The following is a 13,215-nucleotide window of genomic DNA, read 5'->3' as shown; positions in this document are numbered from 1 at the left end:
GAACACGGTACTATAGTTAATTGGTACTATTCGAACCATCAAATTCCAATAATAATGAACCTATCACAAAGAGATGGGGTGTTGTATGAATTCGGTATATTTGACTGGTTTGGGCAAGTTTTTGCCGGGGGAGCCTGTAAGCAATGAGGATATGGAAGACTATCTTGGTCAAATAGGCGGAAAGCCGTCTAAAGCTAAACGCCGCATTTTAGAGCAAAACGGCATCCAATATCGTTACTACGCCATGGACAAGGAGCAAAATAGCCTTTATACCAATGCGGAAATGGCCGCTTATGCGATTCGCGATGCCCTGGAACGAAGCGGTGGGGCAGTGGAGAGCGGCATCGGATTTCTGGCGGCGGCTACAACTCAAGGCGATCTGCTCGTTCCGGGCTTTGCCAGCATGGTTCATGCGGAGACGGCCTTGCCCGTTATGGAAATCGCGACTCATCACGGTGTATGCGCCAGCGGAATGCATGCGCTAAAAAACGCCTTCCTGCATGTCCAGTCGGGTGAGCATGATAATGCCGTTTCTTGTGCGAGTGAGTTTCCGAGCCGGGCTTTTAAACATACCCGATTTGAAGCGCAGAAGGCGTATAGTGAAAAGGCTCTGTCCTTCGAAACGGATTTTTTAAGATTTATGCTGTCTGACGGGGCGGGTGCGGCTGTTTTGCAAAATAAACCGTCTAAGCATGGCCAATCGCTGCGTATCGAATGGATTGACAATAAATCGTATGCCAACGTATATGAGACCTGTATGTATGCAGGAAGGAATAAAGAGCGTGAGAGCAAGTCTTCGTGGCTTGACTACCGGTCGATTCACGAGGCGGCGGACGAAGGCGCCATTAATTTGAAGCAGGATGTCCGTCTTGTGAACGAGATGCCGGTGCTTGGCGTTAGCCGATTTATGGAGCTGGTGGAGCAAGGGCTCGTTCATCCGAACTCGATCGATTGGATGGTATGCCACTACTCGTCTCATTTTTTCCGTGATGAAGTATTCAGGCTTATGGAACTGGGCGGGATGATGATCCCAGAGGAAAGATGGTTTACGAACCTGTATACAAAGGGGAACACCGGCGCCGCTTCTATTTATATCATGCTGGAGGAATTGCTGAACTCCGGCAAACTTGCCGATGGTGAGCAAGTGCTTTGTATGGTGCCGGAAAGCGGCAGATTTCAAACGTCGTTTATGCTGCTGACCGTCGTAGGTTCGGCAGAAACGGCATCGGCTGCAAAGGGTTTTGTCGAGCGCGAGCCGGAAGCTCCTCATCTGGAATATAACCAGGGGAGCGAAGTGCAAGCGCAGCTTGTTCGCGGGCTCGTGCAAGTTTGGATTGATTTTGAGCAGAGACTGGCCCAGGTACCGATTATTCGCAAGCTGTATCAGGACCGGTTCACTTTGGACGATTACAAAGCGCTTATGGAAAATATCCGTCAGCAAGTCATCGACGGTTCGCAATGGATCGCTCGCGCCGCTTCTTATATCGCAATCGAGCATATCGATCTCCGCTCTACTTTTATTGCTCATGCTCGTGATGAACATAGAGACTTTCAAATTTTGGAGCGCAACTATGTTGCTGTCGGCGGTGATTTATCTGCGATTCAGTCCGGGCAAAAAAATATCGGCAGCGAGGCGTTGTCCTCGTACTTATTCCAGCGGGCAAGCCGCGACAATCCGTACGATTTAATCGGAGCCATGTGGATTATTGAAGGATTGGGCTGCCGGATGGCCCGTTATTGGGGAGAGATGATCCGCGACCAACTGTCGCTTACGGATGAGCAGGTCTCGTTCCTTCTATACCATAGCGACTCGGACGAAAAACATTTTGAGCGGCTGGAGTCGGTCGTTCAGCATCCTATGCTGACGGAGGAGATTGCAGCGAGAATCGTCAAAACGGCCAAAACGACGGCTAGGCTTTACCTCCTGCAGCTTGAGGAATTGGGCAATGTATGAGCGAGCTTAATGTTTATGAACAAATGCCGCATGACAAGGACGATCCCAATCCGTTTCTCGCCTTTTATTTGGACAGAAGCATACCGTTTAACGAGGAGGCCAAAGCGCTTTATTTGCAGGATTGCTCCAGCAAAACCCGACAATTTCTGCTTCCCGTATTGAAGCCGCTGGCCCGGTTGATGATCATTTTTTTGCAAATTTACAAAAGCATCGTACCTAAGGCGTTTACCTCGTCGAGGGCTTTGCATCGCGTATTGTATTGGGGAATGAAGACTTTTGTAAGCCCAAGCGCCAATACGATGATTTTACGGCATTTTTACCTCGGGTCGGAGGTGCTGCAATTTATACGGGACAATGTGCCGGGCGTCGACATTACGATGAATCCTTTGAAGCCGATTAATTTGGAGCCCGTCAAAGACGATTTGTTCCTGATTCACGATTTGAATTTGTACAATTTCATTATTAATCTCAACAATGAGCTGCGCCGCAAAAATCTCGATGTCACGAAGCAAGAGCGGCTCAACTTCAATGCGATTACGTCGGGGAAAATTCCAATTGAGTCGATGCCGAAACGGTGGACTAATTTTCTCGATTTAACGACGGCTATTGAATGTTTTACACCGGTCTATCAGTTTTTCTTGACGGACAACGACTTCTGGCGGGCAACCAACTCGCTGCAGCTGGACGAAACCGTCGGCATTTTGGCCTCAAAAGTCATTGGCAACAACGACCGGCTTGCCCTGATCAACAACAAACATCCCATGGTGCCGCTGTCCACGTTAAGAGCGGGCTTCCGGCTAGTGCTGCACGGGCTGGCTACGGAACAGCTTCATGCTTTGCTGGTGGAGCTTAAGCAAAAACAGTTGCACAATGGCAACTAAAAGCAAATGCAAAGCGGTAGCTAGAAGCAAAGGCAAAGGTGGCAACTAAAAGAAGCAAATAGAGAATGTTGCAATTGGGTCAGTTTTGATCAATAAAATAGAGATTATTAGAAAGAGCCCCTAGCGAAGGGGCTCTATTTTTGATGCTCGTATTGAAATTGAGGGATTTTCATATTAGAAATGGTTACTTCGCGCCCGCTTGTTTCAAGCTGTTAGCCATATTTTCGAAATGGCGGTTTTTGGCGTGCTGCAAGGGAGTAACTCCTTGGGAATCGGCCAAATTGACATCGGCACCATGTTCAATAAGCAAGTCAACGATAGCTTGATGCTTCGCCCCGCCATCTCCTAATATGACCGCTTCAAGAAGGGCGGTCCAACCTAATTTATTCACATGATCAATATTGACATCGGAGGTAGTCAGCAATTCTTTTACAATGTCGACGTGCCCGCGATCCGCAGCCGGAATTAAAGCAGTACCGCCATAGCGATTTGTCAGAGTCGTATCCGCTCCTGCGGCGATAGCGGCCTGAACAAAAGGCAACATGCCTTCCGCACCTGAATAAAGCAACGGATTGTCGGAACGATTGTCGCGGATATTGATATCTGCCCCTTTTTCAACCAGTAGGTTAAAAATGGAGAGGCGATTCGTATGGACGGCAATCATCGCAGCAGTTCTTCCATGTTGGTCTTGAGCATTGATATTGGCGCCATAGGCAAGCGATTTTAAAATAGAAGCTTCGTTTCCTTGTTCAGCTGCTGCTAATAAACTGGCATTTAGGTTATTCATAGAGTCGTTCACCGTAAGGGCTGCTTGCTGACCTGCGTCTGTTGTCAGCGCCGTATCGGCTTGACACCCCGTCAGGAGTAGAGGCAGCAGTATGGCCAAAAAACGCAGCATAGCGTCCCCATCCTTTCTTTTGGAATAATGGTATGGACTAATTCCTTTTTCGTTAGATTAAGGATAGCAGAAAGATGTAAACGTCTTGCAACAAAGATATTAAAAAAGAATAAACTTTTGGCCTCGTGAAAGGAGCCTCCATCTGGACAGTTATCTCTTAATCTATTTATTTGGTTCGTTCGCACAGTCCGAATTAAGAGGAAATGCATGTACTGAAAGAGAGAATACGTGCAGAGGCAGCGTATTAGGAGGTTTAATTTTATGGGACCGAGTCAGTCAAACGATTCCGTATCGAAGTATAAAAAAGCTTTTATGGAGGATACCACGCTGGATGCCCGTTCAGTCAAGCATGGCAAGTGCGCGTGTGTCATGCCGCTAAGCTGCGGGTGTCCAACGAGTGTAATTGGTCCGACTGGCCCAACGGGAGCCACTGGGGCGACCGGACCGACTGGTGAAACAGGAGCGACAGGGGCAACGGGTCCGACTGGTGAAACAGGAGCAACGGGTCCGACAGGCCCAACTGGTCCAACGGGAGCGACGGGTGCTACAGGTGCAACAGGAGTAACGGGTGCAACGGGTCCGACTGGCCCAACAGGAGTAACGGGTGCGACCGGCCCGACTGGTGAAACAGGAGCGACAGGAGCAACGGGTGCAACGGGAGCGACGGGTGCGACAGGTGCAACAGGAGTAACGGGTGCAACGGGTCCGACAGGCCCAACAGGAGTCACGGGTGCGACCGGCCCGACTGGTGAAACAGGAGCGACAGGAGCAACGGGTGCGACGGGTGCGACAGGTGTAACAGGAGCGACGGGTGCAACGGGCCCAACGGGTGCGACAGGTGCAACAGGAGTCACGGGTGCAACGGGTCCGACAGGCCCAACAGGAGTAACGGGTGCGACCGGCCCGACTGGTGAAACAGGAGCGACAGGAGCAACGGGTCCAACTGGTCCAACGGGTGCGACAGGTGCAACAGGAGTAACAGGTGTAACCGGTCCGACCGGCCCAACGGGAGCAACGGGCCCAACCGGTCCAACAGGGATTACTGGAGCAACGGGTGCGACCGGTCCAACCGGTCCAACAGGGATCACTGGAGCAACGGGTGCGACCGGCCCAACCGGTCCAACAGGAAACACTGGAGCGACCGGAGCTACAGGTGCAACTGGTCCAACAGGAGCCACTGGCCCAACTGGTCCAACAGGAGCCACCGGTGCAACAGGCGCGACGGGCCCAAATGTGATGATAGAAGGCTTTTCCGCATTTTTAGCGACGGTGTCGGTATCGACAAGCGCACAGCTTACGAACTGGTCAGTGGCTAATCCCTATTATACAAGCGCCAGTTTTAATCCAACGACCGGAAACTATACGGTTCCAACTACGGGTCGATATTCGATTTCAGCGACCATTAACTTCGCCACGACCGTAGCTGTAACAGCAGGACTTGGCGCTGCGATATTCCCTTATTTTGCTATACAAAGAACCTCTCCTACCGCAACAAATCTGGTTACAGGATTGCTGCCTATCCTTAATGTAAACATTGTTTTATTGCTCACGCTCAGAGTCATTCTCGGCAGCGGCGCGGTCACACTCGCGGGAGAGTTTCAGTTGTCTGCGGGGGATGTCATAGGGTTGTTTTATAACGCCAATGGTTTGACGATTGCCCTTAATTTAGGAACCGGCGCCGTCAATGGGATCGTCTGGTCGCTCCATGAGATGACGTAACTATTCTAGGCAAGCAACCACTTTTTCGATTATTGAACAATAGCAAGGACGTTATGCGGCCTACTTACATTTAATAATAGAAGGGATTAGATTCAAGTCGGCGGTCAGAGGGGGGGAGGATGCTGAAAAAGAAAAAACAATCCGGGCAAAGCCATTCAACTTCGCCCAGAAAGTGCTCCCGCTCTGGGGCTTCAGCTCCTTCTCAGGCCGAGTTCAATGGGTCGCCCGAGAGCCGCACTAGGCGGAGGGAGACTCGCAGAGAGCTCCGATTCGGATTTTTGCCCGCTTATATCGCTCCTCCAAAGCTACATTACAACTATGGCTCCGGGAGGCGCCGCCGGCATTGCACACATTGCACTCATCCCGTACCGCCTCCAGCCGACCCTCCGAGCACAGTGGTTGAAAAAGAGTGCTGCGGCAGCATACTCATTCAAGACCGCCAACCGGGATTACTCATATGGGAATGCGATGTAAAATCAAGGAAGTCCGTCATACAAGTGACCATTCTTTGCAACTCCAACAGTACCCAAGCTTTAAACGTTGTGATCAACGGCCGGGAAAAGGTGCGTATGAAGATACAGCCCGGCAATACGAGCAACTATATTGGGGAAGACGTGCACACGGTCTCCGTATCTGTGGATGAAAGCAAGGAGCTTCCATATGTAGAAGGAAGATATTCGATTACAACTACTCTTCAAATGAAACAGCCCAAACCTTTTCGATAATATTTTTATAGCAAAATAAAATGCGGCGTTTCCTAAGCGGAAGCGCCGCATTTGCTCATCAAACGTTATGAGAGCAGCAAGCCGGGCTACAGACTATAGCGGACCGTAATACAAAATTCTCCTGTAGCGGCCGCAGTTGAAGTCAAAGTGATGGTATTGAATTTTGCAACCGTAAACGAGGCGCTTCCGCCAGCTGGAATGGTTATGGTCTGCAATGGCGCGACTACACCTGTTCTAAGGAAATTGACAGTTAGCGTTCCGGTGCCCGTTTCATATTTTACATATCCTGTACCGCTAATGATTTGAGAGATATTATCGGAATAAATCGTTTGCGTGCCGGCAGCGGTTAATTGCCAGTTGGTACACACTTTATCCTGTACAATCGTTTTGTCCGAGCAGCAGCTGAGCGAAGTAGTATTGCACATGTAGAATGAACCTCCTATTCGTCATCTTAGTAAGGGGATCTAAACTACTGAATCGTATAACGCGTCGTAATACAAAATTCACCCTGATAAGTTCCGGCGGTTGCGCCCGGCAATGTGATTTGAATGGCGCTAAAGCGGCGATACGTAAAAGCGAGGCTCGTTCCAGCTTCCACCGTAATAGGAGCGGCGTTGATTGGGTTGCCCGCACTGTCGAGAAAATCAACCGTAATATCGTCCGGGCCTACATCGTACTGAACATATCCGGTTCCGACGATATTTTGATTAATATTGTTCGTAAAAACGACAATTTCGACGTCGGTCGCCACAACTGTTCCGCTCCATGGCGCACATACTTTATCTTGAACATAATTTTGATCGGCGCAGCAGGTTAGTGTGGAATCGGTTGTATTGCATGCCAAGGGATATCCCTCCTATTTGATTTTCTAAACTATTCAATGCGAATAGCCGTTTGTTCGCTTGGACAGTTGCCTCTCTAGTAAAGATTTAGTTGTTTTCTAGGCTATTAGGCTAGAGTGATAGTAGGCAATTGGACGGAAATATACTGATTGTCAATCTCTCCAATTGAACTAAAAAATGAAACAAATTGTCGAAAAATAACCGAAAAAATATGTACAGGATAAATAATCCAATGTAGAATATGGTAGTGCAAAATAATTAAGGAAGCTGACTCGCTGCTTCAAACTATGCACATAAACATAAATATTGGGGGATGTAAGGTGAAACCGAAGAAGTGGATCGTATTAATTTTGATGGCTGCTATGTGGCTAGTGCCTTTTCAGGCATACGCGGCTGAAATTATGGATTATAAGCCCGGCATGATACTGGGGAAGGCTCAGAAATCAACAACGAAGTTTTTTATTAATGGCGCACAGGTTCCATCGGTAACGTTTAACGGAAAATTGGTCGTCTTTACGAAGGATCTTGCCAGTTACGGATTTATTACGGAATGGGACAATGAAAATAGAAGCATTGCGATTACACGCAATTTGAAAGTGAATTCATTTAAAGCAGTCAAGGATACCACAAGCAGCAAACCTATAAATGTATCGAATACAGATATTCGAGTGTTTGTTGAAAATCGTATGATTCCAGCTTTTTATATTGGCAGCGGAACGGCGATTTATGCCGATGATTTATTCCGTTACGGAGCAATAAGCTATGATACGAAGTTGAAACAGCAGCGCCTTCTTCTTTCAAAATACGCAGTAAAAGATATGCCGATGTATGAAGAGGTAGACGCTCATGGAAATAGTTTTTATTATTCTAGCTTAACGGATAATCCGATTGCTCATCTTAAATATGACGTGTTTTATTATAATCGCGTAACTAAAAAGGTTGAATCGTTTAAAGAGAGTTCTAACTTGATAGACGCTAATTTACCTAATGAAGCCACAGAGGAATGGAACTTCTGGTCTATTGCCGGAGAAGATGCGTTCTGGAAATATGTATTTGTAGGGCTAGTATTCGAGACGGCAATAGACAACACGAATACGACGCTGACTAATCCAGTCTTTAATGAAGAGTCGAAATATATTAAGACCAAATATTTGGATTATATCCTTATGCTTGAGAAGGCTCGTATGTCCGAGCTTACCAAGGAATTGAAAGCCCATGGCAACAAGCCTGTCAAAGTCGTAGAAAGTAAAGTGGAGCATAATGATATTGGGGTTCCAGAGCTGTATATGACGTTCAAAAATTTATCCGCAAAAACAGTGGATGCGTTTGAAATTGAAGCTTTGTGCTACGATGCATTTGGAAGGCCAGTAGAATATCCCGGATATGGAAATACATATTTGGCACAATCACGAAGCATTGTACTTCCACCCGGATCAGAGGATACTTTTGTAGCTACATTGGACGAGTTTATGGGCACGGCTAAGGTAGAATTAAAAGTGGTTAGCGTTCATTTTACAGACGGAACGACTTGGAAGCTTAAATAAGGTTTAGACGAATAAAATGAAGCGAGTCAAAAGCCGGCCCATATAGGCCGGTTTTTTTGCGGTCATTTTGCTAACGAGATGGATATGAGGTGGGTAGGATGGGGGCAAGCAAGTTTGCGCTTTCGACACTTGAAATACTAAGATTATTGTCGAAAAATACGACTGTTTTATATACAGCATAAACAATCTCATGTAGAATGTAACAGTATGTAATAATTTAGGAAGTTTTGATGAATGGTTTCAAGTAATACATAAAATATGGACAGGGAGGATATAAAGTGAAATTTAAAAAATGGCTTATAGTTATTCTTATGGCTGCAATTTGGCTGACCCCGTTGTCGGTTTATGCCGAAGGGTTTATTGAACCTGCCAAGTCTGGCGTTGTACTGGGTAAGGCTCAAAAATCGGGAACTCAATTTTTTATTAACGGAGCTCAAGTCCCTGCGGTAACCTTTAATAATAAACTGGTCGTTTTTACAAAGGACTTGGGCAAATACGGTTTTGTGTCTTCTTGGGACAATGAACTGCGGTCCATTACCATTAAGCGTAACTTAAAGGAGAATACATTCAAGCCTGTTAAGGATACAACTAGCGCTAAGCCTGTAGATGTCAAGCATACCGATATTACAGTGCTTTTAGACAATCGACTGGTACCGTCCTTCTATATTGGCAATGGCACGGCTATTTATGCTGAAGATTTATTCCGGTACGGAGCCATTAGCTATGATACAAAATTGAAACAACAACGTCTGCTTTTATCTAAATATGCTCTTAAGGATCTGCCGCTTCAACTAATGCTTAGTTACGACAATACATTTTCGGAAGTGAATATTAAGACCAAAAATCTATCAAATGTTGACCTTCTAGAAGCGGGCTATGATGTCTATTTTTATAACCGGGCTACAAAAAAAGTCGAAACATATTCTACTAGCATAATTGGCCTCGACGCCAAAGAAACATCCAATTGGCAAAGTCATGACGCGACAACTACTGTTGGCGATTATACAGAATCCTATTGGAAGTATGTTTTTTTAGGTGTAGTATTTGAAGCGACAGAAGATTTTGAAGGAAACATAACGGTCAATCCTTTGTATAAGGAAGAGCAGAATTACATTAAAACGAAGTATTTGGATTATGTTCAGATGATGGAAAAATACCGGTTGTCTGAGTTAAGCAAAGAGTTGAAAGCCAACGGAAATAAACCAATAAAAGTAACAGGCGTTACAATCGATCATAATTCAATCGGAATTCCGCAGCCGCATATTTCATTTAAAAATTTGACGAACAAAACAGTAGATGCCCTTGAAATTCGAATCAGTTGCTATGATACGTTTGGTAGAGAGGTTACTTTCCCGGGACAAGGCAATGTGTTCCTAGGAATTGCTCAAGATATTATCATTCCATCAGGTGCAGAGAACATTTTTGTATGGACTCTAAATCTATTCGAGAACACTACTAAAGTAGATGTAAAAGTGACAAACGTCCATTTTACGGACGGGACCTCATGGAAACTTAAATAAGATTCAAGCCATCAAAATAGCAAGTCTAAAACCGGCCGTTTCGGCTGGTTTTTCTTTTTGCCGTGCTCCCCCAATGATATAATAAGTGACAATGAAATTTGTCGAATGGACGAAGGGGGCATTGTTTGTTGTGGACACAAGGCTAGGTTTGTCTGTGTTGCTTTTTTTGGCGGCGGCGCTGATGCTGTTTGTTCTTGTACTTGCGTACCGCAAGCGGCAGCTTCCGGTAGCGCGGACGATGATGCTTATTATGGGGACGGCCGCGTTTTATGCAGGCGGCTATGCTCTTGAACTGCTTAGCGAAAGTTTGCAAGGAGTGAAGGCTGCGCTTCAGCTGCAATATATCGGTATTCCCTTTGTTACGGTGTTTTGGCTTATTTTAGTGATCCAATTTACAGGAGCCGCTTCTCGCTATCGGAAGAAGCTTACGCTGCTTCTGTTCGTCATCCCCGTCGTGACTTTCATTCTGCATCTGACGAACGATTGGCATCATCTGATCTATAGGGGCTATCTACTCAATACGGACTCGCTCGTCCCTCTTTATACAACGATTAAAGGTCCTTGGTATGTGGTGCACGGCATCTATAACTATTTTATTTTAGTATGCGGCCTCTTTTTGTTTATCCCGTTTTATTGGCGGTCGATGCCGATTGTGCGTAATCAAATCATCGTCCTTACACTCGGAGCGGCGGCGCCTCTTCTGTTTAACTTTGCTTATATGTTTGGGAAAACAATCGATTTTACCCCGTTTGGGTTCGCTGTTTCGGGAGTTGTCTACATTTGGGGCATTTTCCGCTTTAGTCTGCTCAGGCTGACGCCGCTCGCGCTAGAGAAAGTATTTAATACGATAAGGGAAGGCGTATTGCTGCTCGACCATGACAATCAAATCGTCAGTTACAATTCAGCGGCTGGAGAAGTGTTTCATGAGCTTCGGGGGATTAGCGATTTCCCGATTCCCTTCCAACAGGCGCTTAAGGGCTATCCCGAACTGCAAGGTCGAATTCTGGAACCGGGCTATCGGGACGAGAGATTTCCTTTTCACAAGGGGATCGGTGGCCGGCATAAGCACTATATTTGCAGCCTCTCTTTTATTTACGATACCGGCACGGTTCCTATAGGAAAAATGTTGATGTTAAGCGATATTACGGAGCTAATGGAAAACGAGGAGCGGCTGCGGGAAAGCGCCGAGCAATTGTCTCAACTTAACGCTTTTAAGGATAAGCTGTTTACCGTCGTAGCCCATGATATACGCGACCCCATCGCAAACTTGGTAAGTCTGACGGAGCTGCTTGACGAGGAGCCGGGGGAGCCCGACGCGTTTCACGCAGAAGTGCTCAGAGAAGTAAAAGGCCAAGTGCGCCAGATGTTTCGGCTTGTCGACAATTTGCTTGATTGGTATCGCAGCCAAAACGGGCAGGTGGTATTTCGGCCGATGGCGTGGAATGTGCAGCAAGTCGTGCGGCAGGCGCTGTCCTTATCCAGTACGAAAGCAAATATGAAAGGCATTAGCCTATATGAAACGATAGATGAAACGCTCACGATAAGCGCCGATAAGGAAATGCTGGATCTCATATTGCGGAATTTGCTCTCGAATGCGATTAAATTTACCGGAGTCGGGGGCAGCATTGGAATAAGCGCGACTTTGGAGGGCAGTCAGGTAATGGTTACCGTAAGAGACAACGGAGAAGGAATCGATGAGGAAACGGCGAAGCTTCTGAGGCAAGAGGAACTGTTCGTTAAGGAGTCGGCGGCCAAAAGCGAAGGCGGCAAAATGAGATTTGGCCTTATGCTGGCCAAAGAGTTTGTGAGGATTCATGGAGGCAGCCTTCGCTTTGAAAGTGTCCCGCAGGAGGGAACGGCTTTTATTTTTTCATTGCCCGGCTTTAAAAATCGCGGCGACTCGTTAGAAAAGGGATCGGGGGTGGATGCTCGTGAAAGTCATATTGGTTGATGATGAACCCGTCATGCATCTCATTATGCGGAAAATGCTGCTGAAACTCCCCGAGGTGCAGGTTACGGGAGCTTTCACAGAAACGGAGTCGGCCGCCGCTTTTCTAAAGGAAAACGATGATATTGAACTCGCTTTTGTCGATATTTCCATGCCGGGAGGCGGCGGGCTGTCATTTGCGGCTAGGCTGGCGGAGGAAGGAAGCGGGGTGCAGCTCGTGTTTGTTACCTCGCATAAAGAATTTGCTTTGGAAGCATACGAATTGTCCGTGCTCGATTATTTGGTCAAGCCGGTGTCCCAGGAACGGCTGGAACGAACGGTCAACCGCGTGCTGGTGGGACGTGCTTCTATGCGACTAGCGAAGGAGCAATCTGCAAAAAGTGCGGGAATGCCCGGCATTACCGTGACGGCATTAGGCGACTTTTCCGTTCAGAACGAACGAGGACGCGTCAAATGGATATCCAGCAAAAGTGCGGAGCTGTTCGCGTATTTGCTGCTGCATCGCGGCAAGCGAATCGCCAGGTCGCGGCTCATTGCCGATATTTTTGGCGGTATGACGCAGGACAGCGGAAACAAATATTTAAATACAATCGTATATCAAATGAGAAAATCGCTGGAGCCGATTGGCCTTAAAGAGGCCATCCGTTCGGAAAACGACGGCTATGTTTTGGAGCTCAGCGGAGTGCAAGTCGATTATGTGGAGTTCGAACGGCGGGTAGGCGGGCGGCAAGCTTTTGAGCCGGAAGAGGCAGAAGCGCTGCTGCAAACGGAAAGACTGTATACGGGAGAGCTGTTTGGGTCCAAAGCTTACGTTTGGGCGGTTCACGAAACGGAACGACTGGCCGGCATGTACTCCTCTTTTGCAAAACGGCTTGCGGAGCTGCTTCTCTCCATCCCAAGGTTGCTAGACGCGGCCAAGCTGCTCGGAAAGCTGCATGACCAAAATCCGCTTGATGAATCTGTCGTAAGCCTGCTTATGAAAAAACATTGGCAGGAAGGAAACAAAAAGGCTCTAACCGCCCAATACACCGATTATGTGAGGCTGCTAAGCCGGGAGCTTGGCATCCGTCCTTCCAAGGAGCTGCTGCTGCAATACGATTCCTTTGTCAGCAGTCCTGCCGAGGTCAAACAACCGTAGCTCCAGCCTCGTTTTATTTAAGCCGATCCCTCTGTTATGATGAAAG

Annotated in this window: 11 protein-coding genes; 8 read left to right on the top strand and 3 right to left on the bottom strand. The window is 47.2% G+C overall.

Translation table 11 applies throughout. From position 1 onward, the window contains the following. Nucleotides 1-85 precede the first annotated feature (85 nt). Nucleotides 86-1,954 (top strand): 3-oxoacyl-[acyl-carrier-protein] synthase III C-terminal domain-containing protein, encoded by a 1,869-nt coding sequence (locus ACFQZE_RS16905; RefSeq protein WP_379359080.1) that lies wholly within the window; start codon nt 86-88, stop codon nt 1,952-1,954. Beyond that, entirely contained in the window at nt 1,951-2,835 is an 885-nt protein-coding gene (locus ACFQZE_RS16900) for a DUF6999 family protein (RefSeq protein WP_379359078.1), read from the top strand. The genes ACFQZE_RS16905 and ACFQZE_RS16900 overlap by 4 nt, the downstream gene beginning before the upstream one ends. Before the next feature lie 184 nt (nt 2,836-3,019). Here the strand turns inward: ACFQZE_RS16900 and ACFQZE_RS16895 are convergent, their stop codons facing one another. Continuing rightward, nucleotides 3,020-3,733, bottom strand: a complete 714-nt coding sequence (locus ACFQZE_RS16895; RefSeq protein ID WP_379359076.1) for an ankyrin repeat domain-containing protein — start codon at nt 3,731-3,733, stop codon at nt 3,020-3,022. A gap of 261 nt (nt 3,734-3,994) precedes the next feature. Here ACFQZE_RS16895 and ACFQZE_RS16890 point away from each other — a divergent pair, with 261 nt between their 5' ends. Beyond that, on the top strand, nt 3,995-5,452 hold the full coding sequence (locus ACFQZE_RS16890; RefSeq protein ID WP_379359074.1) for a hypothetical protein: 1,458 nt from the start codon (nt 3,995-3,997) through the stop codon (nt 5,450-5,452). A 119-nt stretch (nt 5,453-5,571) separates the two neighbouring features. Then, nucleotides 5,572-6,177 carry an S-Ena type endospore appendage gene (locus ACFQZE_RS16885; protein WP_379359072.1) on the top strand — a complete coding sequence of 202 codons (606 nt, stop codon included), beginning with the start codon at nt 5,572-5,574 and terminating at the stop codon, nt 6,175-6,177. Between the two features lie 86 nt (nt 6,178-6,263). On the opposite strand, the gene ACFQZE_RS16880 is transcribed toward ACFQZE_RS16885, so the two are convergent. Together ACFQZE_RS16880 and ACFQZE_RS16875 are read right to left on the bottom strand one after the other, a co-directional pair. Next, nucleotides 6,264-6,602: a DUF3992 domain-containing protein gene (locus tag ACFQZE_RS16880; RefSeq protein ID WP_379359070.1), complete on the bottom strand. Its 339-nt coding sequence runs from the start codon at nt 6,600-6,602 to the stop codon at nt 6,264-6,266. Between the two features lie 44 nt (nt 6,603-6,646). After that, on the bottom strand, nt 6,647-7,021 hold the full coding sequence (locus ACFQZE_RS16875) for a DUF3992 domain-containing protein (protein ID WP_379359068.1): 375 nt from the start codon (nt 7,019-7,021) through the stop codon (nt 6,647-6,649). Between the two features lie 318 nt (nt 7,022-7,339). Here ACFQZE_RS16875 and ACFQZE_RS16870 point away from each other — a divergent pair, with 318 nt between their 5' ends. The 4 genes from ACFQZE_RS16870 (at nt 7,340) to ACFQZE_RS16855 (ending at nt 13,169) form a co-directional block, all read left to right on the top strand. Beyond that, nucleotides 7,340-8,563 (top strand): hypothetical protein, encoded by a 1,224-nt coding sequence (locus ACFQZE_RS16870; protein ID WP_379359066.1) that lies wholly within the window; start codon nt 7,340-7,342, stop codon nt 8,561-8,563. A 278-nt stretch (nt 8,564-8,841) separates the two neighbouring features. Continuing rightward, nucleotides 8,842-10,083 (top strand): hypothetical protein, encoded by a 1,242-nt coding sequence (locus ACFQZE_RS16865; RefSeq protein WP_379359064.1) that lies wholly within the window; start codon nt 8,842-8,844, stop codon nt 10,081-10,083. Nucleotides 10,084-10,213: 130 nt separating this feature from the next. Next, entirely contained in the window at nt 10,214-12,034 is a 1,821-nt protein-coding gene (locus ACFQZE_RS16860) for a sensor histidine kinase (protein ID WP_379359062.1), read from the top strand. Next, on the top strand, nt 12,015-13,169 hold the full coding sequence (locus tag ACFQZE_RS16855) for a response regulator (protein ID WP_379359060.1): 1,155 nt from the start codon (nt 12,015-12,017) through the stop codon (nt 13,167-13,169). The genes ACFQZE_RS16860 and ACFQZE_RS16855 overlap by 20 nt, the downstream gene beginning before the upstream one ends. Nucleotides 13,170-13,215: the final 46 nt, after the last annotated feature.

The organism is Paenibacillus sp. GCM10027627 (genome assembly GCF_042675505.1).
Classification (GTDB): Bacteria; Bacillota; Bacilli; order Paenibacillales; family Paenibacillaceae; genus Pristimantibacillus.
The sequence above is the reverse complement of the archived record's forward strand: the minus strand, read 5'-3'. Positions and strand labels throughout refer to the sequence as shown.